This is a genomic window from Mycolicibacterium chlorophenolicum, assembly GCF_001044235.1.
GTDB lineage: Bacteria > Actinomycetota > Actinomycetes > Mycobacteriales > Mycobacteriaceae > Mycobacterium > Mycobacterium chlorophenolicum.
Window position 1 is genome coordinate 13342 of the sequence record NZ_JYNL01000016.1, and the last position, 25341, is coordinate 38682.

Consider the following 25341-nt stretch of genomic DNA (forward strand, 5'->3'; position numbering starts at 1 on the left):
TGGTCACCGGGGACACACCTCCTCGGGCCGATTCTCGAATCGGTAGTCCGAGAGGCGAAAGGTGCGGCTTCGCCAATACGTCTCCAGAGTCGTTGATGGACGGAGTGGAACGTCGCCGTGCTTGTCGAAGTAGTAGCTGTTGGCATTGGAACAGCTCGGCTGCCAGAAAACCTGCCTGTGACGACGACTCAGCACTTCGGCGAAGTAACGGTCATTCGCCTCCTTCTTAACCTCGACGAGGCTCGCACCCAGTGCCCGCGCGCGACGAAGACAGCGGACGATGTGCCGACTCTGCGCCTCGATGAGCGTGAAGTACGAGGCGCCGTTGTAGCCGTAGGGACCGAAGATGTTGAAATGATTCGGAAATCCCGGGACGCTCACCCCTTCGAAGGCCTGCAGTCGATGCTCGTCCCACCATGTAGCCTGCTCCAGCCCGCCGCGTCCCTTCAACACGTACGTTGGCATGTTGCCCGACTCCATCACTTTGAAGCCGGTGGCCAGGATCAAGACGTCAATGGGATGAGCTTTGCCGTCTCGAGTATGGACGGATGCATGGTCGATATGGGTTATGCCGCTCGTCTCGAGCGAAACGTTGGACCGGTTGTACGTTGCGAGATAGGAATTGTGGAAGCTGGGTCGTTTACAGCCCAACGAGTAGCGCGGAATGAGTTGTTCTCTCGTCGTCGGGTCATGGACTTCACGCCGCATGTACCGCTTTGCGGCGCTCTCCATGACATCGGCGAACGGTATCACCGTATGAAAGTGAGCGGCGATTGGGAAAGTGATTTCTACGAACGCCTGGCTCGCGGTCCGGGTCGCCAATTGTGCCCCCGGCAGGAAATGTAGAAGCCTTCCAGCCCACGTCGGTATTGGGAAGTCTGGCTTGGGCAGACAATAAATTGGAGTTCGCTGAAAGACCGTCAGACTCTCTGCTTTTCTTGCGATTTCGGGTATCAGTTGCACGGCTGACGCACCGGTACCGATTACTGCGACCCTCTTCCCGCTGAGATCTTTGGTATCGTCCCATCTAGCCGTGTGGAGCGTAACGCCGGCGAAATCTCGCACCCCCTTGATTTCAGGCCATTTCGGCCGACTGAGAACGCCGGAGCAATTGATCACGAAGCGTGCGGTGATCTCCTCACCTTTTGCGGTCGTCAGACGCCAAAATGTTGCATTTTCGTCAAAGCAAGCTGCGGTGATGGTTGTATTGAAACGAATATGGTCTCCAAGCTCGTACTTTTCAACGCATTGCTCCGCATAGGCTTTGAGCTCGTTGCCGTGGGCGTATGTACGCGACCAAGAGGGCCGCATTTCGTATGAGAATTGATAACTGTACGACGGTATGTCGACCGCGATACCGGGATAGGTGTTCCAGTGCCACGTACCACCTACGCCATCGGCGTCGTCAACCATCAAGAAGTCGGTAAATCCCGCCTTCATCAAGCTAATGCCAGACCCGATGCCGGAAAATCCAGCTCCTATGATGATTATCTCGTAATTACGGTCGGACTTGCGATCCATTGCTGTATTTCACCGTTCTGACGGTCAGCCTTGCAAATTTGTATTCAGAGTGATTGCGTCAGCTCGAGGTGTGTATCGTCGCGCCGGGTTATCACGTAATCATGAGGATCCAAGTGGGATAGTTCTCTCATAAACTGGGTCGCGAAACCTGGGTACATGGTCCCGTTGTAGCCGTCCTCGGTCAAATACCAGCTGCTGCAGCCAGAATTCCATGTTGTACGTCGAAGGCGGCGCTGAATTTCGGAGTGATAGCGGTCCTGGCGATCCTCCCTCACATCCAAAGTACCGATGTCATTTTGCTGAAGGAGCTTGATCGCCTTGACTATATAGTCAATTGCGGCCTCCATATATACGAGCGCCGAATTGTGGCCTGGCCCGGAATTCGGTCCGAAAGTGAAGAACAAATTCGGATACCCGGCCACGCTCACGCTCTTGAAGGCGTATCGCCCCAAGAACCATTCATCGCCGAGCTTCCGACCACCGAGGCCGCTGATCGGGAACGGGGTGCCACGTTTGGCCACATCGAAGCCAGTGGCAAACACCATACAGTCCACCTCGTGCTCCACACCGTCAGCGGTCCGAATACCGTTCGGTGACAACGTGGCGATCGGCCAACTGATCAGCTTACAGTTATCCGACTGTAGCGCAGGATAATAATCGCTGGTCATGAGCATACGTTTGCAACCTGCTCTGAAATGGGGCGTCAATTGACGTCTCAACCAGGGATCTTTCACCTGCCGACGCAGATGAGCCTTCGCCATCAGTTGTATCGCCGATGTCGCGGCGGTGTTCCAGACCATACCCACTGCCATCACTTCGTGTGCCCAGAACCAAGCGTCACGGAGCGCCTGTTCGCTCGCCGGCAATTGCTTAAAGGTCGAGCGCGCCCAAGCCGGATGCTTGAAGTTAAACCTGGGCAATACCCAGCCGGGCGTTCTTTGGAAGACTTTGACCGACGCAGCCGACTTCACGAGCTCAGGAATGATCTGCACCGCGCTCGCGCCCGTCCCGATGACTGCAACCCTCTTGTCGCGGAGGTCGTAGCCCTGGTCCCATCGAGCGCTGTGGATTTTCTTTCCCTCGTACGAGTCGATACCTCGAATATCCGGAAAGCTCGCGTCGGCAAGTGGTCCACTGGCCATCACGACCGAACGAGCTTGATAACGCGTTCCGTCGGCCGTGTCGGCCACCCAGATGCCGGCACCCTCATCGAATTCCAAGGCGGTTACATCGGTATCAAACTGGATGAACCGGGCAAGGTCGTACTTAATGACGATCTCGTCGATATATTCGAGGATCTCAGCGCTCCCCGAGTAGGTACGAGTCCAGCCCGGATTCGGCTCGAACGAGTAGGAGTAGAGAAGCGAGGGAATATCGCAGGCCGCACCGGGATAAGTATTGTCTCGCCAGGTGCCTCCAACGCGATCTGACCGTTCCAGGATGACGAAGTCATCCGTGCCCTCCTGAAGCAGTCTGATCGCCGCACCGATACCTGCGAACCCGGCGCCGACGATCAACGTCGTCGTGGTGCCTGTCATTTGGCAACCGGTTCGTAGGTCAGTTCGTCCGTCCAGGATGGCGGCCGACCGAAAATCTGAACAGGGAAAACATCAATCGCATTGCCAAGGCGCTGAGACACGAAGTGCAGAGGCTGGGACCGCTTGATGGAAGACGACATGTGCGCCTTCAAGATGTGATAACCGGGCACCCTCCGCGTATGCTCACTCCGGTCGCCGACATTGGCATACCGCGTCACTGCATTGTATAACTTCTCCTCGGACAGACCCATAGCGTTGAGATTCATCAACATACGCGTCAGGAGCGGGATATACAGCAACGCGCCGGTGAGAATGCGCGGGTCGACCAGAGCACCCGCAGTTTGAATGGCGTGGATTCGCATCGGGCTGGCGCCCAGGTCATTCAAGACCTGGAAGCCAACCGCGAGATGCCGCGATTCGTCGCTGTTGACCTTGTTGAACACCTCCCCGCACACAGGGTCGTCAACCTCATCGAGGAGAAACTTCAGCAGCGCTCCATCGAGCGCAGTCTCCAGTGCCGGAATCGCGGCCCCGATGACGGTCAGGGGCAGGGCTTCGGCATAACGGTCCAACCATTCGATCACCAGCCGAATATTCTTGTTCGGGACCGGTTTCTCGCCTTCCTCCAGCATGCCCCAGCGACGCATCAGGGCAAGTTCGGCATTGGCGTGACGCTGCTCCTCGGCGTGAAAGTAACGGTAAATGTCTCCGAGCGCTTCGAATGGCGCCTTCGGAGCCATCGCGGCGAAGGCACGTGCTCCAACATGCTCAATCCACACCACGTCGGACATGAATTGCTTGAGTGTGGGACGCTGTTCATCGGTGATCAGTTCCGCGCCAGGGGCGTCCCAATCGATATCGGCGAGAGCCCATTGCTTGTTCTTGATTGTCTCGAGCATGTCGCTGTATGCGAAAGCCATTTTCCTGCTCCTCTACTCGGCTGAATCGTTCCTTGAGGCCATGCGCTCCACGAGGCCCAGCGTGCGTGTAAAAGGACCGGGTAGGGCTCTCTTGAGTTGCCACAAGACTTTGGCATCGAGTTGGGGTACTACATAAATTCGTCCGCGATCGTGCGCGTTCAACGTCGTTCGAGCAACGTGCTGTGGCGAAATGCCGGTCCATTTCATCAGGTTGGTCGCGAGTCGTGCAGCCGCCTCGTCGATGTGAGGATTATTGGCGATGTTCGTCTTCACGAAGGTGGGACAAAGCACTGTGACGTTGACGTCAGTACCGCTCAGTTCGGCCGCCAGTGTCTCCGACAGAGCGAGCACTCCGGCCTTGCTGACGTTGTAAGCCGCCATCCGAGGGGCCGAGCCAAAGCTCGCTGCGGACGCCACATTGATGACTCCGCCATGCCCATTGCTCCGGAGCCGAGGCACAAAAGTCTCGCAGCCGTAGATCACGCCCCAGAGGTTGACAGAAATCGCCGCTTTCCAGTCCTCGATTGACGTCGCGCCGATGCGGTTGCCGCCTGCACCGATTCCGGCGTTGTTGATGACGAGGCTCGCGGCCTTCCCGAACCAGTCTTCGCTCACATCAGCGAGGTTGCGGATCTGCTCAAGATCGGTGACGTCGCATGCGATGTCGAAGCCCTCGCCGCCAGCCTGCCTCACCAACTCTGCCGACTCTTTTGCGGTGACGGGATCTCTGTCAGCGCACACCACGCGTCCGCCTCGGCGTGCAAGCTCAACGGCGAATGCGCGGCCGATACCGCTTCCTGCGCCCGTAACGACTGCATCGGCTCGGTGCGTTCTGCCTGGTGCGCCGCCGAATGGCAGCAATCTCATTCGTCTGCCTTTCGGGTCGCGACATTGACGTCTGCTGTGAGGGAACTCTCATCTGGGGGCACCAGCCACCATTGGTGTCGCATGCCACCAGTTTTGTCGTGGACCGAGCACCTTGTCAAGATGGAGAGGTGCGGTCGAGAAATAAGCGCTGGGGTGGTCGGACCGGGGCCGAGCGTCGTGCAGAACGACGGCAGCAATTGATCGAGGCCGCAACCGAGATTTGGAGTGAGAGCGGTTGGGCCGCGGTCACTATGCGCGGAGTATGCGCCCGCACAGGGCTCAACGATCGATACTTCTACGAGGACTTCAAGACGCGCGATGAGCTGCTCGTTGCCGCGTGGGATGGCGTCCGCAACGACATGCTCGGCGAGGTCGCCGCGCTCTTCAACGAGCGTGCGAATCGGCCGCCGATCGAAACAATCACCGCAGCGATCACCATCGTGGTCGACCGGATCGCACGCGATCCCGGCCGAGCACACATCCTCCTCGCTCAGCACGTAGGTAGCTCACCGCTGCAAGACCGCCGCGCCGTGGCGCTACAGGAAGCAACGCAGTTAGTCGTTGAGGCAAGCCGGCCACACCTCCGACAAGATGCCGACGAGATAGCCCTTCGCATGGACACTCTGATCGCTGTCGGGGGGTTCGTCGAAGTCATCACCGCCTGGCACTCGGGTTTGCTCGCGGTGACCGAGAAGGAAGTGGTCGCGCACACTAGCAGACTTGCTGAAACCCTGGCTCAACGCTATGTCGTCAGCGACTGATCGAGGCTCACAACAGGGCCAGCCAGCCCCGTGGCGATCGCTGCGAACCGCATTTGCGGGTCCGACCGCCGTCTCGCCCGGCTACCAAGCACCGAATCCGTGAGTCGCCGGCGCGTCACACCCTGTTCGGAAGGAGCGACGCAGGAACGGTGCTCCTGCGTCGCCGAACTTCCGTACCTTTGCTATCCCGGCTGAGCGATAACTCTCTGTGAACCGTCTTGGTCGAACAGTTCTTTGCTCCAACGCTCCAGGACCGCGGCGCTGTCCCAATCATCAGGATGGAAACCCGGGCGGTTGTAGGAACGGAATCGCCGCAGCGCATCGGCGGTGAACATCGGGGTGCGACTGAAGCGGTACAGACTGCGCACCAACGTGACCGGGTTATACGAGGCTCTATCAGCGGCCATGGACAGGGCAGTCTGCAGAATGAGTTCGCCGAACAGAATTACTGAAGCGATCCGCATGCCCCGTACACGGGTGCGCTCGGTTCCTCCCACGAGCCGATAGACGTCGAAGGCAACCGCTTTGTGCTCCGACTCCTCGAAGGCATGCCACAGCAGAATCGGTCGAACCTCTGTCTGTCCGATGAGCTTCTGGGCGTCTTCGCTGGTAAGAATGATTTCTGCCAGCGTAGCGGTGTAGTGCTCCAACGCGGACGTCATGGACAGCCGCATTTCCGGCGAAAAGCGCCGTTCCAATCGCTTGATCAGGCGTGCGACATGACGGTCGATTCGCGCGGTCGGATACCCCATGACCTGGAGTCGCTCGTTGAGGAGACGATGCTGGTGTCGATGTGTGGCCTCTTGTCCGATGAAACCCTTGACCGCTGTCTCCAATTGGGGATCCTCGATGGAACTCTGGAAGTTCCTGACCGAGCGGATGAAGAAATCCTCGCCTTCCGGGAACGTCGCAGAAAGCACCGAGATGAAATGGCTCATCACCAGGTCGCCATCGACAAAATGTTGCCGCTTCGTGGAGGTCGGCATCGGAAAACGAACACGCCTGGGTTTTGGCAGCACGCGGGTCCTGGTCGGGGCTTGATCTTCCGACATTTGAGGTCCTTCCTCGAAGTTGTATCTGACTTTATACCTTGTCAGATAAGACTGCCAGACTGTAGGACATGAGTCCAGCACGTGTTTATGGCGGGCTGTCCGCAGCTCAACGCGATGCGCAGCGCCGGATGATGTTGATTGATGCCGCAGTCTCAATCATGGGCACCCACGGAGCTGCCGCGTGCACCGTGACCGCCGTGTGTGCGAAGTCAGGAGTGACGAGCCGGTACTTCTACCAGCAGTTTCGCGACCGAGACGCGCTGTTGCACGCGGTATTTGCCAAGATCTCCGCCACCTTCCAAGCGGTGGTAACCAGCGCCATTCCGGACGACACGGTTGCGCCTCAAGAACTCGCTTACGCTCCGATCAAGGCCCTGGTTCAGGTGATCGAGAACGATCCCAGCATGGCCCGCATACTGTTTGTCGAGTCGGGCGCAGAACCCCTTCTTCGGCAACTGCGAAGCGAACTGATGACCGATTTTGCGGAGCTGGTCCTCAGAGAGGCCCGTTTGCACCTCGATATACCCAGCGATGTGCTTCAAGTCGCAGATCTCGCCGCTACCTACGGTGTCGGGGGCCTGTTCGAGATACTCCGTCGCTGGATAGACGGACAACTGAACCTCTCGACTGAAATGCTTATCGAGCACGGTGCGGGTTTTCTCGGCAGTCTCGGGCTGTATACCCTCGGGCAGGCACCTGATCAGGCCGCTCCGCGGCTGGCCGCAGCTGAGGAATAGATTCTGGCCGACCGGCGTTATGCACTACTCAATTGGCTGAAGGGCATGGCGCGACACTGACAATCGCTGCGGGTGTTCACCCGAGATCGTGAACCGTAGACTCCACGCGCGCCGGACGAGGAACTCGATACGACCTCGCACGGGCCCTGTGTGCCGTCCCTCCCCAGTCAATTCCTTCGATCGCTCGATCTGCAGCGAAACGCACCGCTTCGATCCTCGCCATCCGACGGAACCACGGCGCGGAACAAATCCGACGCCCGCCCCGCACCGTTGTCACCTGATGTTAATTGCGGCTAACATCAGCGCCTAGTAGATCGACGTCGATGGTCGCTTGGAGGGAAAACTTTGGTACAGGTCCTGCCCGATCGGGTCGACGACACCGCGCCCGGCTATCTCAAGAACCGCGAAGGACTGAGCGCGCAACTCGACACCATCGCGGAGCAACTGGCGCTGGTCAACGGCGGCGGCGGCGCGAAATACGTTGCGCGCCACCGTAAGCGGGGCAAGCTGCTTGTCCGCGAGCGCATCGAGCTGATGCTCGACCCCGACACGGCGTTCCTCGAACTATGCCCCTTCGCCGCCTGGGGCAGTAAGTTCCCCGTCGGCGGTAGCGTGGTGGTAGGCATCGGCGTGGTCGAGGGCATCGAGTCGATGATCATCGCCCACGACCCCACCGTCCGCGGCGGCGCATCGAACCCCTATACCTTCCGCAAGGTGTTCCGCGGCATGGCCATCGCGCGGGAGAACCGGCTGCCCATCATCAACATCGTCGAGTCTGGCGGCGCCGACCTGCCCACGCAGGCAGAGATCTTCGTGCCCGGCGGACAGCTGTTCCACGACTTGACACAGCACAGCGCAGCGGGGCTGCCGACACTGGCCTTGGTCTTCGGCAACTCGACCGCGGGAGGTGCGTACGTCCCGGGCATGTGCGACTACGTCGTGATGGTGCGCAACCGTTCCAAGGTGTTCCTCGGCGGTCCGCCGCTGGTCAAGATGGCCACGGGCGAGGTCTCCGATGACGAGTCGCTCGGCGGCGCCGACATGCACGCCCGCACCTCGGGGCTGGCCGATTACATGGCCGAGGACGAGCAGGATGCGATCCGCATCGGCCGTCGCATCATGGCGCGGCTCAACTGGCGGAAGAGCGGCCCCGGACCCACCACGCCGCCGCACCCGCCGGTGCACGACCCCGATCAGCTGCTCGGCATCGCGTCGGTCGATCCGAAGGTGCCCTTCGACCCCCGCGACGTCATCGCCCGAGTGGTCGACGGCTCGGCCTTCGACGAGTTCAAACCTCTCTACGGCACGTCACTCGTCACCGGCTGGGCCTCGATCCACGGCTTCCCGGTCGGCATCCTCGCAAACGCACGGGGCATCCTGTTCAGTGAGGAGGCCGAGAAGGGTTCGCAGTTCATCCAACTGGCGAATCAGATCGACACCCCCCTCATCTTCCTGCAGAACACCACTGGTTTCATGGTCGGTGCCGAGTACGAGCAGGGCGGCATCATCAAGGACGGCGCCAAGATGATCAACGCCGTGTCCAACAGCACAGTTCCGCACGTGACCATCACCATGGGTGCGTCCTACGGTGCCGGGAACTACGGCATGTGCGGGCGGTCGTACTCGCCGCGTTTCCTATTCGCTTGGCCTAACTCGAAGTCGGCCGTGATGGGTCCGGCGCAACTGGCCGGAGTGCTGTCCATCGTGGCGCGCGAGTCCGCCGCCGACCGCGGGCTGCCCTTCGACGAGGAGGCCGACGCCCAGATGCGCGCCGCCGTCGAGGAACAGATCGAGCGCGAATCCGTCGCACTGGCCAACAGCGGCCGCCTTTACGACGACGGGATCATCGATCCCCGCGATACGCGGACCGTTCTCGGGTTCTGCCTGTCGGTGATCCACAACGGCGAGGTCCGTGGCCAGCGTGGCTACGGCGTGTTCCGGATGTGATGGCGATGCCCGAGATCCGCAAGGTCCTGGTCGCCAACCGTGGCGAGATCGCGCGGCGGGTGTTCCGCACTTGCCGCGACCTCGGGATCGCCACCGTGGCGGTCTATTCCGACGCCGACGCGGACGCGTGGCACGTCGCTGACGCCGACGAGGCCGTGCACCTTCCCGGCTCGTCTGCCGCCGAGACCTACCTCGATATCCACCGGATCATCGCCGCTGCCTCGCTCACCGGCGCGGACGCAGTACACCCCGGCTACGGCTTCCTTTCGGAGAACGCCGGGTTCGCGCGTGCCTGTGCCGCCGCCGACCTCGTCTTCATCGGTCCGCCGCCCGGGGCGATCGACGCGATGGGCTCGAAGCTGCAGGCCAAGAAGATGATGTCCGACGCGGGGGTGCCTGTGCTGCCCGGTGGCGACACGACGGGGCTGTCGGCCGAGCAGCTGGCGAAGCTGGCCGCCGACGTCGGCTACCCCGTAATGGTCAAGGCCAGCGCCGGCGGGGGTGGCCGAGGCATGCGCGTTGTCGCGTCGCCGGACGAGCTCGACGAAGCGGTCACCTCCGCTTCGCGTGAGGCCGCCGCCGCGTTCGCCGACGGCACCGTCTTCCTCGAGCGTTACGTCCAGCGCCCACGCCATGTCGAGATCCAGGTCATGGCCGACACGCACGGAAACGTCGTGTCTCTGTTCGAGCGCGAGTGCTCCGTGCAGCGTCGACACCAGAAGGTGATCGAGGAGGCGCCGTCACCGGTCGTCGACGACGCGTTGCGTGCTCGGATGAGCGACGCCGCCATCGCCGCCGCGCGCGCCGTCGGCTACGTAGGCGCCGGGACGGTCGAGTTCGTCTACGACGCCGCTCAGGATGGCAAAGCCGACTCCTTCGCCTTCCTAGAGATGAACACCCGGCTGCAGGTCGAGCACCCGGTTACCGAGCTGATCGCCGGCCTCGACCTGGTGCGTGCCCAGCTGCTCGTAGCCATGGGCCGCCCGCTGCCTGAGGAGATGCACAACCCGCGAATTCGCGGTCACGCGGTCGAGGCCCGTCTGTGCGCCGAGGATCCGGCCGATGACTACCGGCCCTGTACCGGCACCCTGCGCACCTTGGATGTCCCGGCGCTTGCCGGCGTGCGGGTTGACTCGGGTTTTCGTGCCGGTTCGGTCATCAGTCATTACTACGATTCGCTGCTGGCCAAGGTCATCGCGTGGGCACCAACGCGCGACGAGGCACTTGCCAGCCTCTCGGCGGCGCTGGCCGGCGCCCGTATTCACGGCGTGACGACCAATCGCAACCTGCTTGTTCGCGTCCTGCGCCATGACGAGTTCGCCGGGCGGGGCACCGACACTGGTTTCCTTGACCGACACGACGTCGCCCAACTCGGCGCTGCCCTCCCAGACACGCAGTCCGAGCGCCTGCACGCTGTCGCGGCGACCGTGGCCGGGGTGGCCGCGCGGCGTGCCGTCGCAACTCTGCAGGCCACGTTGCCCGCCGGCTGGCGCAACAACCCTTCGCAGCCGCAGACCACAACCTGGCAGACCCAGGGTGGGCGCGAAGTGCGCGTCGGGTACACGTTAGGTTCGACAGGGACCTGCCTGCAGGTCGACGACGAGCCGTTGGCCGACGTCGAGGTTGTCGAGGGCAGTAGCGAGCGGGTGGTGCTGCGCGTCGACGGGGTGCGCCGCACTTATGATGTCGTCCTCGACGGCGATGTTGCCCACCTCGACTCGGTCGCCGGCTACTCCGCCCTGCGGCTGGCGCCACGCTTCGTCGACCCGAGCACTCTGAACCCGCCCGGGTCGCTCACCGCGCCGATGCCGGGTTCGGTGGTCCGACTGCCAGTCGCCGAGGGCGAGACGGTCTCGGCGGGCCAAACCCTTGTCGTCCTGGAGGCGATGAAGATGGAGCACACCGTCGCGAGCCCGATCGACGGGGTGCTGAGCGCCCTGCCGGTCCAGGTCGGCCATCAGGTCTCGAGCGGTGATGTACTCGCCGTGGTCGAGGCGGTGGACGGCGGTGAAGTGGCGTCGGACGCCACCGAGCTCTAATGAACCCGGCGCGCTCTGCCGATCGGTGGCGCGTCGATACCGATGTGAGGAGTGTCATGGAATTGCACGAGACAGAGGAACGTCAGGACCTGCGCAAGGCGGTCGCCGAGATCGCCAAGGACTTCGGACACGAGTACTACCTGGAAAAGTCGCTGGCCGGGGGGAAGAGCACCGAGCTGTGGCAGGCCGTGGGCAAACAGGGCTTCCTCGGGGTGAACCTTTCCGAGCAGTACGGCGGCGGCGGCGGCGGCATCTACGACATGCAGATCGTCGGCGAGGAGCTCGCCGCAGCGGGCTGCCCGCTGCTGATGACAGTCGTCTCGCCGACCATCTGCGGCACGATCATCCAGGCATTCGGCAGTGAGGAACTCAAGCAGCAGTGGCTGCCGGGCATCGCCAGCGGCGAGACGATCATGGCCTTCGCGATCACCGAGCCGGACGCGGGCTCGAACTCGCATAACATCTCCACGACCGCCAAACGCGACGGTGACGACTGGGTCATCAACGGCACCAAGTACTACATTTCTGGTGTCGACGAAGCCGAGGCGGTCCTGGTCGTCACCCGAACGTCTACCAATGACCGTGGCCGCGGACTGCTCAGCCTGCTCGTCGTGCCCACCGATGTCCCCGGGCTCACCAAGTCACTCATCCCGGTCCAGGCTGTCACTCCGGAGAAGCAGTTCACTCTATTCTTCGATGACGTCCGCGTGCCGGCCGCCAACCTGATCGGCACGGAGAACGAGGGCCTGCGCCAGGTCTTCATGGGCCTGAACCCGGAGCGAATCATGGGGGCGGCGCTCGGCAACGGCATCGGTCGCTACGCGCTGGATAAAGCCGCCGATTACGCCCGCAAGCGCCACGTGTGGGGAGCTCCGATCGGCTCGCACCAGGGCGTATCGCACCCGCTCGCCCACGCCAAGATCCAGGTTGAGCTGGCCCGGTTGATGACTCAGCGTGCCGCCTCCCTGCACGACGCCGGCGACCCCGGGTCGGGTGAGGCGTCGAACATGGCGAAATATGCCGCAGCCGAGGCGGGCATCCTGGCGCTCGACCAGGCGATTCAGACCCACGGCGGCAACGGCATGGCCACCGAGTACGGCCTCGCCACGTTGTGGGGTCCGGCCCGGCTCATGCGCACCGCGCCGATCAGCCGCGAGATGATCCTCAACTTTGTGGCGCAGCACAGCCTGAAACTGCCCGCGTCCTACTGAGTCGCCGCGGACTGAAAGGGAATCGCATGCAACTCGGCATCGGTCAGTGGGTCACCCGGCGCGCCTTCCTCAATGGCGGGCGCACCGCGTTGATCAGCAACGGCGCGCACATCACCTACGCCGACCTCGATCGGCGCACCAACCAGGTCGCCGCCGCACTCATCGCCCTCGGCGTGCGCAGGGGCGATCGGGTCGCGGTGCTGCTGGTCAATTCGACCGAGTTCATCGAGGTGCTGCTGGGCTGCGCCAAAATCGGCGCACTTGCAGTGCCGCTCAACGTGCGCCTTGCCGGATCCGAGATCGGCTACATCCTGGCCGACTCAGGCGCCGATGTTCTGGTCTTCCACGAGCCGTTGGCCGCGCAGGCCAGGAGCGCCGTCACCGAGCCCGGAGTCCGCGTGCGCCACGTCATGCGCGCCGGTGGGGTGCCGGCGCCGGGTGAGCTCGGCTACGAAGACATCGTCTCGGCGGGAGCGCCCGAACCGCTCGGCGGTGACGTCGACGGCCGCGACCCCGCGTTCATCATGTACACGTCGGGGACGACGGGCCGACCCAAGGGCGCGATCCTCACCCACGACAACCTGCTATGGAACGCGATCAACGTCCTCGGCACCGACATCGGTCTGCGGGGCGAGGACGTCACCGTCGCGGTGGCGCCGATGTTCCACATCGGCGGGCTGGGAGTACACACACTGCCGCTGCTCTACGTCGGCGGCACCAGCGTGATCATGCCGTCCTTCGAGCCGCGAGCGACGTTACAGGCGATGGCCGACCACCACGTCACGGTCCAGTTCATGGTGCCGGCCATGTGGACCGCACTCACACAGGTGCCCGACTTCGACTCCTTCAACCTGTCTGCGCTGCGTTTCGCCATGGGCGGCGGGTCGCCCGTCCCCCTCACCGTCATCGACTTCATGCGCGAGCGAGGCGTGCCCTTCACCGAGGGCTTCGGCATGACCGAGACCGCTCCCCTGGTGACCGTCCTCGACGCCGAGAACGTCAGCACGCGGGCCGGGTCGATCGGCCGCGTCGCAATGCATGTCGACGCCCGCATCGTCGACGACGACGACCGCGACGTCGCGACCGACACCGTGGGCGAACTGATCGTGCGCGGCCCGAATGTGTTCACCGGCTACTGGATGAAGGCCGAGGCGAGCGCCGAGGCGTTACGCGGGGGCTGGTTCCACACGGGCGACCTCGGGCGCATGGACGCCGAGGGCTTCATCACCCTCGTCGACCGCAAGAAGGACATGATCATCTCCGGCGGCGAGAACGTCTACCCGATCGAGGTCGAGCAGGTTCTCTTCCGCCACCCGGCGGTGCTCGACGCCGCCGTGATCGGCGGCAAGGACGCGAAGTGGGGCGAACGCGTCGTCGCGGTCGTCGTCGCCGACCCGGCAACACAGGCACCTAGCGCCGAGGAGATCGTGGCGTGGTGCCGGGAGCGGCTGGCACACTTCAAGTGTCCGCGTGACGTGCACTTCGTCGCCGAACTGCCGCGCAACGCCACCGGCAAGCTGCTCAAGACCGAGCTGCGTGCGCAGTTCACGGGCATCGAGGGCGGAGTCGTTTTGCGCTGAGTCGTGCCGCTGCACATCGCGGGTTCGAAGCAGGGCCCCTAAATCATGAACTGGGAAGAGGATGCGACAGCATCGGCGGGGGCTAGCGGTTTCGTTCACCTCCCTTGATTTGGTGCGGCGGGTGCCGACGCAGGCAACCCCAGCGCCGGTAGGATCCCAGCCCGGCCCAGCGGATCGGACGGCGAACAACGTAACCACAAATCGACAGGAGGCCTGAAAGTGGCCGGTTTGCGCCGCAAACTGCTCCTCGAGGCCGCCGCCGACCTGTTCGCGCGGCAAGGCTTTCACGCCGTGGGCATCGACGACATCGGTGCCGCAGCAGGGGTGAGCGGGCCAGCCGTCTACCGGCACTTTCAGAACAAGGACGCGATCCTGCGCGAGTTATGCGACGCCGCCATGACTGAGCTGCTGGCCGGCGCCCGGCGCGCCACCAATGCCGGCACACCGACGGAGGTCCTGCACGCCCTTGTCGACCTACACGCGGCCTTCGGCGCGCGACGACGCGGCCTGTTGGCCGTCTACGCCCGCGAGCACCGTTCGCTATCACCGCTGGCGACCCGCGCCCTGCGACGCCGACAGCACAGCTACGAGTCCATCTGGGTCGACGCGCTCGTACGAGCACGCGGCGATCTGGACCGTGAGCGCGCACAGGGCCTGGTCGCCGCCGTGCTGTCATTGCTCAACGCGTCCGCGCACATGCCGGCGTCGCTGGACGACGCGACGATCGAGGCGATGCTGGCCGCCGCGGCCGTTGCGGCGCTGTTCAGCGGCGCGCCGTGACCGGATTTCGGCGTGGCGGTCGGCTGAGTCCCCTCAGGGGTTGAAGCCGCCCCAGCATTGCACGACCTGTCCGCTGACGTAGTCGGACTCGGGGATACACAGCGGCTAGGTGTCGTGACCTGGGAGGTTGTTGACGGCGTGGCTGCTTGAAATTGGGAGGACCTCCTGACGGAGTGGATGTGTCTGGCATTCACCCGTAGGAGGTCCTCGTGTCTCACGCTAACGCCCGTACCAACGTGTTCGCTCGTCGCCTGATCGTTGAGCGTGTCGCTGCTGGTTGGCCGCCTGCGCATGTGGCTGAGCAACTGGGGATTTCGCGCGCGACGGTGTACAAGTGGCTGCGCCGATATGCCGAGGGAGGCGGGGACGCGGCGTTGGCCGACCGGTCGTCGCGGCCGATCCGGATGCCGCAGCGCACCAGTAATCGGGTCGAGCAGAAAGTGCTTGCCGCTCGGCGCCGCCGCAAGCGTGGCGCGGTGGTGCTGGCCGCCGAACTGGATCTGAATCCGTCCACGGTCGGACGGATCCTGGCACGCCATGAGGTGCCGCATCTGTCTGACATCGACCCGATCACCGGTGAGTCGGTGCGCTTCTCGCGGCGCAGCGCCCACCGCTACGAACACCGCACACCCGGATCACTGGTCCATGTCGACGTCAAAAAGCTCGGCCGCATCCCGGCAGGTGGCGGATGGCGCCTGCACGGCCGCCATGCCCCGGTCTCCGTTGCCCACAGGAACAAGACGGTCAGGATCGGCTACGACTACGTGCACACGGCCATCGATGACCACTCCCGGTTGGCTTACAGCGAAGTACTGCCCAACGAGAAGGACCTGACCTGCGCTGGATTCCTGCACCGGGCGCTGACCTGGTTCGCCGGCCACGGCGTGCGCGTACGGCGTCTGCTCACCGACAACGCGTGGGTCTACCGGCGCGGCACGAACTGGGGCTGGGTGTGCTCGGCTTGGCAGCTCAAACGTCGATTCATCCGACCAGGATGTCCCTGGACCAACGGCAAAGCCGAGCGCTTCAACCGGACCCTGCTCACCGAATGGGCCTACGCCCGCCCCTGGACCAGCAACAGCTTCCGTAAAAGCGGTCTTGACCGATTCCTTCGCCGCTACAACACTCAACGAGGCCACTCCGCCCTCGGCGGGAAACCACCCATCAGCCGGCTCGCCGCCTGACAACAACGTGTCGGGTCACGACAGCTAGACGGTGCGGCGCGCGCACCGGATTGTTCAGCGTGTGTCGAGCAGCGATTCGGGAATGTCCACCACACGGGACCGCACGTACTCCCCCAGCCCCTTGGCCTGCGCGTCCGGCCGGGTCGAGGAGGCCACCCCGTCACCGAGCAAACCGTGCACGACCACGTTGAGGGCGCGCAGGTTCGGCAGTTCGAAGCGCTCGATGCGCAGGTCCGCCGTCTCCGGCCCGAGCAGTGTGCGCAGCCGCTCGACGCTGAGGTAGTCGCGCGCCCACGCGTAGCCAGGGTCGTCGCGTGCCCACAGGCCGAGGTTGGCGTTGCCGCCCTTGTCTCCGGACCGCGCGCCGAGTACCGACCCGAGCGGTGCGCGCCGCGTCGGCCCGGACGGCACCGGCAGGTTCGCGGGCGGCGCGATCTCGGCGGGCGGAACGGCACCGGTCGGCGGGTCGGAGATTTCGTGCCGTGTGCCGTTGGCGTCGACGAGTACGTGCGTGAGGGCCGAGCGCGGCACGTGGGCCGGCCGGTAGACGCCGAAGGCGGTCTCCGAGGACGGTGGCGTGGTGGTGTGGAAGCCGGCGAAACCGGCCAGAGCGATCTCCATGACCCCGCCGGAGAAGGCCCGGCCCACCTTGCACGGGTCGGCGTCCTTGACCGTCACACGCAGGTGCGCGCAGGCTTGCTCGTTCGTCGGGGCATCGGAGACGTCGAAGCGCAGCAGTTTCACGTCGACCTCGTCGAAGGCTTCCCGCCCGCCGAGAACGTCGAAAAGCTGCTGCTCGGCGAAGGCGGCCTTCGCCTCGATGTCCAGGCCGGTGAGCACCATGGTCATCGTGTTACGGAAGCCGCCCACCTCATTCAACGCCACCTTCAACGTGTCCGGCGGCGGACTGCCTTTAGTGTTGCTGATCGCGACGCGGTGCTCACCCTGTTGAGCCAGGCGGATGGTGTCGAAGTGGGCGACGACGTCGGGGCCGAGGTAGGCAGGTTCAGCGATCTCGTAGAGCAGCTGGGCGGTGACCGTGCCGACTGAGACCAATCCCCCCGTGCCGGGATGCTTCGTGATCACCGAAGAGCCGTCCTCGGCGACCTCGGCGATCGGAAACCCCGGGTAGCGGCGGTCGGTGATCTCGTCGAGGAACGCGTAGTTGCCGCCTGTCGCCTGAGGGCCGCACTCGATCACGTGCCCGGCGACGACCGCGCCCGCGAGCCGATCCCAGTCCTCGGGCGCCCAGCTGTGCCACCAGGCAGCTGGACCGACCACCAGGGATGCGTCGGTGACCCGGCCGGTCACGACGACGTCGGCGCCCGAACGCAGCGCCTCGGTGATGCCCCAGGCGCCGAGGTAGGCGTTGGCCGATACCGGTTTGATGTCGCCGACGGGCGGCGTGATTGCGTGGAGGTCGCCACGTAGGTCGTCGCCCTCGACGTGCGCGACGCGCGCGGTGAGGCCGAGACGTGCGGACAGCTCGCGCAACGCGGCGGCCAAGCCGGCGGGATTCAGCCCGCCCGCGTTCGCGACGACCTTGATGCCACGATCGAGACAGGTGCCCAGCACCTGTTCCATTTGGGTGAGGAAAGTCCGCGCGTACCCGCCGGACGGGTCTTTGGCCTGGGCCTTGGCCAGGATGAGCATGGTCAGCTCGGCCAGATAGTCACCGCACAGGACGTCGATCGGTCCGCCCTCGACCATCTCGCGGGCTGCGGCGATGCGGTCGCCGTAAAAGCCGGAGCAGTTGCCGATGCGAACCGGGACGCTCACCGCTGACCCCCTGCGAACTGGCCCGCCACGCGCCCGCCGCCAGGGGGCCCCGCGAAGGCCTGGGCGATCGCGAGCCACTGGTCGGCCAGCGGTCCGTCGGCGACCAAAGCGGTGTCGTCGCGGTGGCGGCGTTGGGTCACCAACAGGCAAAAGTCCAGCGCCGGCCCGCTCACGCGGTTGGCGGCGTCGGCTGGCCCCCACGTCCAGACGCTGCCGTCCGGGGCGGCTAGCTCGACGCGTACCGGGTCCGCGGGGAGGTCCCGACCGTTGGCCAGGTAGCTGAAAGCGCGCGCACCCACCCCGATGTGGGCCACGTGCCGCAGCCGTGCCGTGGCCTCGCGGGTCGCGCCGAGCGCGTCGACGATGTCCTGGCCGTGCGCCCAGGTCTCCATGAGTCGCGCTGTCAGCGACGAGACCGCGCTCATCGGCGGCCCGAACCACGGCAGGCGGGTCGCCGGGGCCATGTCCGCGAACGCCGCAACGAGGGCTGCACGCGACGTGTCGAACCACGCGAGCAGGTCGGCAGCCGGCATTTGACGGTAGCGCTCAGCGATGACGTCGGGTGAGATGCTTCCGTCGGCCATCATCGGCAGGTAGTCGCTGCTGAAACCGTCGGGGTCGGTGGCCGAGCGCACCGCCACGTCGTCGAAGAACGCCAGATGGCTGATCTGGTCGCGGATCGCCCAGCCCACGGCCGGAGTCGGTGCGTCCCAGCCGCGCGGACCTTCGGGCAGCGGTGCGATGAGTTCGCGCAACGCGGCCGTTTCGGCTTCGATGTCGGCGATTACCGACTGCATGGTCACCGCCATGTCAGCGTCCCTTCCACTGTGGTGCGCGCTTCTCGCGGAACGCCGTCGGGCCTTCCTGCGCGTCGTCGCTCAGATAGACCGGCTCCCAGATCTCGTCGGCCAGGTCGTAGGCGGCGGCGAGGTGGTGCTGTGCCGAGAGGTACACGGTGCGCTTGGACGCAAGCACCGATAGCGGTGCGTTCGCGGCGATGCTGAGCGCCAACTGCTGGGTACGCTCGCGCAACTGATCGGCCGGCACCACCTCATTGACTAAGCCGACCTGGTGGGCGCGCTCGGCGGTGATCGGGTCGCCGGTCAGCAGGATCTGCATGGCAACGCGTGGGGGCACCAGCCACGATAGCGGTGCCGCCCACGGCGACCCGCGGCCGACTTTGACCTCGCTGACGGCGAAGGTCGCGTGTTCGGCAGCCACGACCAGGTCGCACTGCTGCGCGAGCAGGAAGCCCCCGGCGAACGCGACACCGTTGACGGCCGCGATCGTCGGCTTCGCGACATCGATGTTGCGGCCGAACTGCGGAGCGAAGTCCTTCGGGGGCACCTTGAGCGCGTTCTGCGCCATCTCCTTCAAGTCCCCGCCGGCGCAGAACGCCTTATCGCCCACGCCGGTGAGGACGAGCACCTTCGCCGCGTCATCGTCGTTGAAGCGGCGTACCGCGTCGAAAAGCCCCGTGCGCACAGCGTTGTTCAGCGCGTTGCGCGCCTCGGGCCGGTTGATCGTCAGCCACGCGACGCTGTCGACGACCTCGTAGCGAATCGGTTGCTCGCCCACTGGTCCTCCGTTTCTTAACGTCGCTGCGGACGTACTCGGTGGTTCACGCAGGCGCCGCAGCGGATTCGTCGGTCAGTTCAACGGTGGCTTCACTCGGCACGCACGGACCATCTTCGCTCGAGACGAGCAACTCGAGGTCGACGAGGCGCCGTCCGCCATCGTCGCGTTTGGCCACGACCTTGCCGCTCAGGGTCGCGGTCTGGCCCGGGTAGATCGACCGGATCATTGAGATTCTGCGGCGCCGGATGAGCGCGTCGGGTCCGGCCCATTCGTTGAGGCCGCGGTCGATGAAGCCATGGAAGAAGAGGGTTGACAGGTAGATCGTGCGCTGGCCCTGGCTGCGCGCGTAGTCGGGGTCGTGGTGACCGGGGAACCAGTCCCATGTCGAAGCCGCGTTCATGCAGATGCGCTTGTAGCTGATCTCGATCGAGACGGGCGTCAGGGTGTCGCCGACGGCGATGTCCTCGAACCGCACGGGGACGCGGACCATGCTGTGCTCGGTGGAGTCGTTCATGATGCGCCTTCACTATCGGCGGTGTCGTATCGGAAGAGCACGTTGGTGTTGCGCCCGATGATCTCGCCGTGCTGATCGGAGAAGGTGCTCACCGTGGTGATGAACACGCCGGTGCCCACCCGCGTCGTCTTCGGTTCGGAGATCGAGGCCACCTCCTCCACGATCGACACGTGATCGCCCACCCGGGGCCGGCGTTCGAACTCCGTCGTCGTCGAGGCGTTGATGATGTGGTGGCCCGGCAGCGGCACGCTGAGGGCCAGCAGCATGTCCGTGCGTGTGAGGTGCTCCGGCGCCCACTGCGGCGCGAAGCCAAGGGTCATCAACAGCCCGGGCGGGCAGTCCTCACCCTCCCAGTAGCTGGGGTTCGCGTCCTCGACGAGCGAACAGTAGTACAACACCATCGAGCGGTCGATCGGGAACCACGCACGCCGCGGTTCCGTGCGATGGCCGACCCACGCCCGGCCCTCGTCGAAGGTCCCGAATGTCATCCCGAGGCCGGTGACGTCGCTCGTTGGCGCGCTCACCGGGCCACCTGCACGACGGCGCTCCCCTTTATCGCGGGTTCGCCGGACTGGCGCGTGACCACGAGTTCGAGGTCTGCCACCTGCTGCCCTCCGGCCTCGCGCACGCCGGTGACCCTGCCGCCGAAGCTGAGCAGGTCACCGGGCCATACCTGACCGGTGAACCGGATGCGGAACGAGCGGATGTTGGCCAGCCCCACCCAGGCGGTCAGCCGCTGGGCGAGCACACCGCCGTGCAGCAGTCCCATACCGAACACACCGGGCATGCCGGCCGCGCGGGCGAACTCCTCGTCATGGTGGATCGGGTTGAAGTCGCCGCCGGAGCCGGCGTAGCGGACGATGTGCGAGCGCGTCAGCGGGCCGAACTGTGAGCTCGGCATCTCGTCGCCGGCGGCCAACGCCACCGGCGCGGGGGATGTCGTCATTGGGTGGAGCCTCCGGTTTCGATCAAGACGTCGGTCTGGCGCACGACGAGTTCGTCGCGCTGGTTGGTGAAGTCGGTCTCGATCGTCACGATTGTCATGGTGCCGCCGCGCTTGCCCTCGCGGCTGGTCACGTTCGACACCCGGCGCGTCTCCGTGAGCTCGTCGCCGACGAACACCGGCGCGAAATACTCCCAGCCGCACTCACCGTGCAGTACGCGTCGCAGGTCGAGGCCGAGGGCGCCGAACATGTCGTCGTCGGCGCGCCAGTGAGCCGAGGAGACGACGAAGGTCGGAGGAGCGGGGATCGCGCCGAAGCCGGCGGCGCGGGCGGCCGCGACGTCCTGGTAGATCGGGTCGTCGTCGTCGAGGGAAAGTGCGAACTCGCGCACTTTGGACCGGTCGACGGGGAACGTGGTCGTGCCCAAGTGCGTCCCGATGAGCGAGGGATCAGCCACTCTGGTCACCTTTCCCGCCGGCGAGCGCCGGCGCACAATCGCGGATGAGGTTGCCGAGGTTCTCGGCGATGCGTTCGGGCGCGACCCCTATCGAGGGTGAGTAGAGAACGATGTGGTCCAGCACGCCCTCGTAGCGGCGCAGCCCGTCGCGGACCTCGGCGGCGGTGCCGGCCACGGCCATCGCGTCGATCATGTCGTCGGTGACCGCGGCGAACATGGCCGGCAGGTCACGCCGTGCGAACGCGTCGCGGATGGCCGCTCCCTGCCTGGCGAAGCCGCTGACGTCGAGCACGTGCTCGTAGGTCTTCACCGAGGAGTAGAACGCGATCTGCTGCGCGGCCTCACGACGTGCGATCTGTGGGTCGTCGTGCACCGCGCAGATAACCATCGAGACGATCTCAATGTCGGCGGGATCGCGTCCGGCCCGCTCCGCACCGCGCACGACGGCTGGGCGGGCGACCTCCTCGACGTAAGCCGTGGTGAACAGCGGATGACCAGCCAACCCGTCGGCCACGCGCCCGGCCACCTCGCACATCCGCGGACGCACGCCCGCGGTGATGATCGGGATCGCTCGCTTCGGCGGCGCGACGTCGCCGGTTGGGACGAGATTCATGCGGTAGAAGCGCCCCTCGTGGCGCACGGGGCCCTCGTGCAGGTTCCAGATCCGACGCACGAGCGGGACCAGCTCCTCCATGCGCAGAGCGGGAGCGGAGGTGTCCTCCACGCCGTGCCAGTCGCTCATCATGCGGCGTGTGCCGTTGCCGAGCCCGAGCACGACGCGCCCGCCGGAGAGCTCGTCGAGGTCACGCGCCTCGGTGGCGAGCACGAGCGGGCTGCGCCCGACGCCGTACAGGATCGACGACCCGATGCGGCAGCGCTTTGTGCGCGCGGCCATCGCGGCCATCGAGATCGAGCCGGAGCGCGAGTAGAACTCCGAGGCCCAGGCGGCGTCGAAGCCGGCGAGGTCGGTAGCCTCGGCGGTCTCGACAAGGGTGGCCAAGTCCGCGCCGAGCACCGAGACCCCGTACGTGCTCACGACGCCGCCGGCCTGAATCGGACCAGCCCAAGGTTCTCGTTCACCCGCTCGAACACTGCGCGCACTCTTGCGCCGATCGCAACTTCATCGGGGGCCACGCCCTCGAGGGTGGCCAGCAACTGCGGCCCCTCGTCCAGACGAACGAGCACGACGACGTACGGCTCGCTGCGCGGGAACGAGTCCCACGGGGGGCGGTACACCGGCGCGAAACTGACGATCTCGCCAGTGCCCGCCGCGGTCTCCCAGGCCAACTCACCGTCATGGCAGACGGGACACACCAGCCGCGGGTAGAGGAACGGGTGGCCGTTCGCGCACCGTTGGAAAACGAGTTCGCCGCGGGCCGCTGCTGCGAAGTAGGGACGGTTGACATCGGTCAGCGGCGGCAGCGCCTCAGGATCGTGCAGACCGTCGAGGGAACTCGAAGCTGCGGTCATGACGCTCCCTCCATCACCATGCTGACGTGACTGCACAGCATCGAGCCGTAGCTGTGCACGAACGCGGTGTCCGCCCCGGGCACCTGACGGCCCTCGGCGCGACCGGACAGCTGCCAGTAACCCTCGAGGATCTGCGAAATGCCAGAGGAGGTCCCGGTGTGCCCGAACCGGATCAGGCCGCCGTCGGTGTTCACCGGAAGGTCGCCGCCCGGATCGGCGCGGCCGTCACGGTAGAAATCGCCTGCCCCGCCGGGCTTCACGAAGCCCGCCTCCTCCAGGATCATCGCCGGGTTGGAGGCGAAGGCGTCGTAGAGCAAGGCGATGTCGATGTCGGCCGGCGCCCGTCCGGAGCGCTCGAAGGCCATCGGACCCGAACGGGCGGCCCCGGTACGACCCGGGCGGGCCAGCGAGGTCAGAAAACCGTGGGTGTGACCCTCTCCAAACCCGAGCAGGTGTACCGGCCGGTGTTTGCCCGCGCGGGCCCGGCGGGCCGAGCCCAGCACGAGCGCGCCACCGCCCTCGCAGGGAATCGAGCAGTGGTAGAAGTGGAACGGCCCGGCGATCGGGCGGGACGCCAGCACGTCCTCCACAGTCAGGCGTTGTGAGCGGTGCGCGATCGCCGCGGGGTTCAACGCCGCCCACCGGTCCTGCGACGCGGTGACCTCGGCGATGTCCGCCTTGCCCTGTCCCGTCTCGTGCATCCAGGCCTGCGCGATCAAACCGTACAGCGCCGGCACGGACGGTCCGTAGGGCATCTCGAACGCGTGGTCACAGACCAACGCCATCAGTTCGCGCCCGCCATCGCGTATCGGCGGAAACTTGCCCGCCGACACGACCAGCACCGTCTCGGCCTCGCCCCGGGCGACGACGTTACTCGCCATGCGCGTCATGGCCAGATGAGTCCCGCCGCCAAGCTGACAGGTCATCTGAAGTTTCAGGTTGTGCAGACCGAGATAGTCCATGAGGTCCTCGGACAGGAAGATCGAACCCTCGTTCGTCATCGGCCCGGCGCACACCAGGCCGTCGACCTCGTCTGGGACCACCCCTGCGTCGGCGAGAGCCGCGACCGCGGCGCGCACATGCAATTCAGTGGAGGTGTACGGAACGTTTCTTCCTGGAGCGAGTTCGGCGGCACCGATGATGGCCGGCTGGTCATGTGGCATCCGCGCTCCTCTCGACCACGCGTTCAACGCCGGTCCCGACGTGAACGACGGTTAGCATAGCGTGACTAGGGGGTCCGCGTCACCCCCGGCCCGCACCCGCCGCCAGCGCGGTATGGATTCTCTGGATGTCGTTGCGCCTCTTCCCAAGAGGGTGCTGCGATGACCGAAACCCGCGCCGATCGTGTCGTTTCTCGACGATGTCCAGGTGACAGATGAGGCCGATCGCGAAGCCCGCTGGTTCCGGTGGACGCCCGGCGCACGCGGGCGGATCAATGCGCGCTCAGTCGCGCGTTTTTCTGAAGTGGCGCGGTGACCGACCGGTCCACCGTTTGAAGGCATGTGTGAAGTTCGTGAGGTCCGCGTACCCGAGTTCTGCCGCGATCTCGCTTACAGACACCGATCTGTCGAGAAGTCGCAGAATTGCTCGCTCCTGCAAGAACGACTGACGTAATTCTCGAAAGGTGGTCCCCTCTTCGCTGAGGCGCCGCTTCAACGTGCTCGGGGATATCGAGAGCTCGCCCGCCGTCCGGCTGATGTTCGTTTTTCCGGGATCTTTCTCGAGCAGGTCCCTTACTTTTTCGGAGACCGACGTGTCACGTCGTTGATCGAGAGTTCGCTGCAAATCGGTGACGGCAATCCGGTACGCCACAGGATCGGAGAATCGACAGACCTCCTCCAGCGTAGCCGCGGGAACGTGGACGAACGAGCTAGGGGCGTCGAAGAAGATCCGACCCGCCAACACTTCTTCACGAAGAACCCACGACTCAGGCGCTGAATGACTCAGATGCAGTTCAATATTCGGTACGGCACCCGCGAGCATGTCGAGCAGACGCAACAGCGCCAGCCCACCGTAGGTGACGGCCAGGCAGTTCAGGCCCGCGTCACCTGTGCGACCGGTGAGCCCGATCGTGAGGCCGCGTTCAGTCGAATGGAACGACGGGCTGAGGGCCGTTGTGATCACCGGCAGATAAGCAAGTAACTCGACAACCTCGGCTACCGAGCCCGCGCTGACCAACGGAACACTGAGTGCCCCAAAGGACGTCAGTTTGGCGTGTTCAGCGAACGCGAAACCCAGACGGGTTCCCTGATCACAATCGAAATCGGGATATATCTCCCTGAACCACCGCAAGGGGACCTGCGCGTCGCGCCCCACCAACATCGACTCGGTGACGTGCTCGCGAACCATGAGGCTGCGCAGCGCAATGCTGGCGTCATGCCCCAGCGCCTCACTGTCCAGCATCTGCAGGAAAGCAAGCGCTGGCATACCCGAGTCGTCGAGTTTCACGTGCCTCCCTGCGC

General features: G+C 64.9%; 24 protein-coding genes. 8 read left to right on the forward strand and 16 right to left on the reverse strand.

Features of this window, described 5'->3' with window-relative positions; all coding sequences use genetic code 11:
• Positions 1–3: 3 nt before the first annotated feature.
• Genes MCHLDSM_RS07375 through MCHLDSM_RS07390 form a run of 4 tightly spaced genes read right to left on the reverse strand, consistent with a single transcriptional unit; the run spans position 4 to position 4846 of the window.
• Positions 4–1521: a flavin-containing monooxygenase gene (locus tag MCHLDSM_RS07375; RefSeq protein ID WP_014805694.1), complete on the reverse strand. Its 1518-nt coding sequence runs from the start codon at positions 1519–1521 to the stop codon at positions 4–6.
• A 44-nt stretch (positions 1522–1565) separates the two neighbouring features.
• A complete protein-coding gene (locus MCHLDSM_RS07380; protein WP_048469527.1) occupies positions 1566–3059 on the reverse strand; it encodes a flavin-containing monooxygenase in 1494 nt (497 codons plus the stop codon).
• Positions 3056–3979 (reverse strand): hypothetical protein, encoded by a 924-nt coding sequence (locus MCHLDSM_RS07385; RefSeq protein WP_014805696.1) that lies wholly within the window; start codon positions 3977–3979, stop codon positions 3056–3058. Before MCHLDSM_RS07385 ends, MCHLDSM_RS07380 begins: the two co-directional genes overlap by 4 nt.
• Positions 3980–3991: 12 nt before the next feature.
• Positions 3992–4846, reverse strand: a complete 855-nt coding sequence (locus tag MCHLDSM_RS07390) for an SDR family NAD(P)-dependent oxidoreductase (RefSeq protein WP_014805697.1) — start codon at positions 4844–4846, stop codon at positions 3992–3994.
• 128 nt (positions 4847–4974) lie between these two features.
• On the opposite strand from MCHLDSM_RS07390, the gene MCHLDSM_RS07395 reads away from it, so the two are divergent.
• The gene (locus tag MCHLDSM_RS07395) at positions 4975–5607 is read left to right on the forward strand and encodes a TetR/AcrR family transcriptional regulator (protein ID WP_109788765.1); all 633 of its coding nucleotides are present in this window, start codon (positions 4975–4977) and stop codon (positions 5605–5607) included.
• Positions 5608–5789: 182 nt separating this feature from the next.
• Here MCHLDSM_RS07395 and MCHLDSM_RS07400 read toward each other — a convergent pair whose 3' ends face one another.
• Positions 5790–6659, reverse strand: coding sequence for a metal-dependent hydrolase (locus MCHLDSM_RS07400; protein WP_014805699.1), 870 nt, complete (start codon positions 6657–6659; stop codon positions 5790–5792).
• A gap of 68 nt (positions 6660–6727) precedes the next feature.
• Between MCHLDSM_RS07400 and MCHLDSM_RS07405 the strand changes: the two genes are divergently transcribed.
• The 7 genes from MCHLDSM_RS07405 to MCHLDSM_RS07435 all read left to right on the forward strand — a co-directional run bounded on the left by MCHLDSM_RS07405 (position 6728) and on the right by MCHLDSM_RS07435 (position 16137).
• Entirely contained in the window at positions 6728–7396 is a 669-nt protein-coding gene (locus MCHLDSM_RS07405; RefSeq protein ID WP_048469529.1) for a TetR/AcrR family transcriptional regulator, read from the forward strand.
• Between the two features lie 345 nt (positions 7397–7741).
• Entirely contained in the window at positions 7742–9343 is a 1602-nt protein-coding gene (locus MCHLDSM_RS07410; protein WP_048469530.1) for an acyl-CoA carboxylase subunit beta, read from the forward strand.
• Between the two features lie 5 nt (positions 9344–9348).
• A complete protein-coding gene (locus tag MCHLDSM_RS07415; RefSeq protein WP_174545962.1) occupies positions 9349–11382 on the forward strand; it encodes an ATP-binding protein in 2034 nt (677 codons plus the stop codon).
• A gap of 56 nt (positions 11383–11438) precedes the next feature.
• Positions 11439–12593: an acyl-CoA dehydrogenase family protein gene (locus tag MCHLDSM_RS07420; RefSeq protein ID WP_014805702.1), complete on the forward strand. Its 1155-nt coding sequence runs from the start codon at positions 11439–11441 to the stop codon at positions 12591–12593.
• Positions 12594–12619: 26 nt separating this feature from the next.
• A complete protein-coding gene (locus MCHLDSM_RS07425) occupies positions 12620–14173 on the forward strand; it encodes an acyl-CoA synthetase (protein WP_048469532.1) in 1554 nt (517 codons plus the stop codon).
• 219 nt (positions 14174–14392) lie between these two features.
• Positions 14393–14953, forward strand: a complete 561-nt coding sequence (locus tag MCHLDSM_RS07430) for a TetR/AcrR family transcriptional regulator (protein ID WP_048469533.1) — start codon at positions 14393–14395, stop codon at positions 14951–14953.
• 209 nt (positions 14954–15162) lie between these two features.
• Complete coding sequence (locus MCHLDSM_RS07435) at positions 15163–16137, forward strand: IS481 family transposase (protein ID WP_014805705.1); 975 nt, start codon at positions 15163–15165, stop codon at positions 16135–16137.
• A 54-nt stretch (positions 16138–16191) separates the two neighbouring features.
• Here MCHLDSM_RS07435 and MCHLDSM_RS07440 read toward each other — a convergent pair whose 3' ends face one another.
• From MCHLDSM_RS07440 to MCHLDSM_RS07490, 11 genes are all read right to left on the reverse strand, one after another.
• The gene (locus tag MCHLDSM_RS07440; protein WP_048469534.1) at positions 16192–17916 is read right to left on the reverse strand and encodes an acyclic terpene utilization AtuA family protein; all 1725 of its coding nucleotides are present in this window, start codon (positions 17914–17916) and stop codon (positions 16192–16194) included.
• Positions 17913–18725, reverse strand: a complete 813-nt coding sequence (locus MCHLDSM_RS07445; RefSeq protein ID WP_048469535.1) for a TIGR03084 family metal-binding protein — start codon at positions 18723–18725, stop codon at positions 17913–17915. Before MCHLDSM_RS07445 ends, MCHLDSM_RS07440 begins: the two co-directional genes overlap by 4 nt.
• A 1-nt stretch (position 18726) precedes the next feature.
• Positions 18727–19494 carry an enoyl-CoA hydratase/isomerase family protein gene (locus tag MCHLDSM_RS07450; protein ID WP_048469536.1) on the reverse strand — a complete coding sequence of 256 codons (768 nt, stop codon included), beginning with the start codon at positions 19492–19494 and terminating at the stop codon, positions 18727–18729.
• A gap of 43 nt (positions 19495–19537) precedes the next feature.
• Positions 19538–20008, reverse strand: a complete 471-nt coding sequence (locus tag MCHLDSM_RS07455; protein ID WP_048469537.1) for a hotdog family protein — start codon at positions 20006–20008, stop codon at positions 19538–19540.
• Positions 20005–20496, reverse strand: a complete 492-nt coding sequence (locus tag MCHLDSM_RS07460; RefSeq protein ID WP_174545966.1) for an FAS1-like dehydratase domain-containing protein — start codon at positions 20494–20496, stop codon at positions 20005–20007. The genes MCHLDSM_RS07455 and MCHLDSM_RS07460 overlap by 4 nt, the downstream gene beginning before the upstream one ends.
• 32 nt (positions 20497–20528) lie before the next feature.
• Positions 20529–20954 (reverse strand): dihydroxy-acid dehydratase, encoded by a 426-nt coding sequence (locus tag MCHLDSM_RS07465; protein ID WP_005086611.1) that lies wholly within the window; start codon positions 20952–20954, stop codon positions 20529–20531.
• Positions 20951–21409 (reverse strand): FAS1-like dehydratase domain-containing protein, encoded by a 459-nt coding sequence (locus tag MCHLDSM_RS07470; RefSeq protein WP_048469539.1) that lies wholly within the window; start codon positions 21407–21409, stop codon positions 20951–20953. The genes MCHLDSM_RS07465 and MCHLDSM_RS07470 overlap by 4 nt, the downstream gene beginning before the upstream one ends.
• On the reverse strand, positions 21402–22445 hold the full coding sequence (locus tag MCHLDSM_RS07475) for an LLM class flavin-dependent oxidoreductase (protein ID WP_048469540.1): 1044 nt from the start codon (positions 22443–22445) through the stop codon (positions 21402–21404). Before MCHLDSM_RS07475 ends, MCHLDSM_RS07470 begins: the two co-directional genes overlap by 8 nt.
• Positions 22442–22879, reverse strand: a complete 438-nt coding sequence (locus MCHLDSM_RS07480; protein ID WP_048469541.1) for a Zn-ribbon domain-containing OB-fold protein — start codon at positions 22877–22879, stop codon at positions 22442–22444. Before MCHLDSM_RS07480 ends, MCHLDSM_RS07475 begins: the two co-directional genes overlap by 4 nt.
• Positions 22876–24042 (reverse strand): thiolase family protein, encoded by a 1167-nt coding sequence (locus MCHLDSM_RS07485; RefSeq protein WP_048469542.1) that lies wholly within the window; start codon positions 24040–24042, stop codon positions 22876–22878. Before MCHLDSM_RS07485 ends, MCHLDSM_RS07480 begins: the two co-directional genes overlap by 4 nt.
• A 280-nt stretch (positions 24043–24322) precedes the next feature.
• The gene (locus MCHLDSM_RS07490) at positions 24323–25327 is read right to left on the reverse strand and encodes a helix-turn-helix domain-containing protein (protein ID WP_048469543.1); all 1005 of its coding nucleotides are present in this window, start codon (positions 25325–25327) and stop codon (positions 24323–24325) included.
• Positions 25328–25341: the final 14 nt, after the last annotated feature.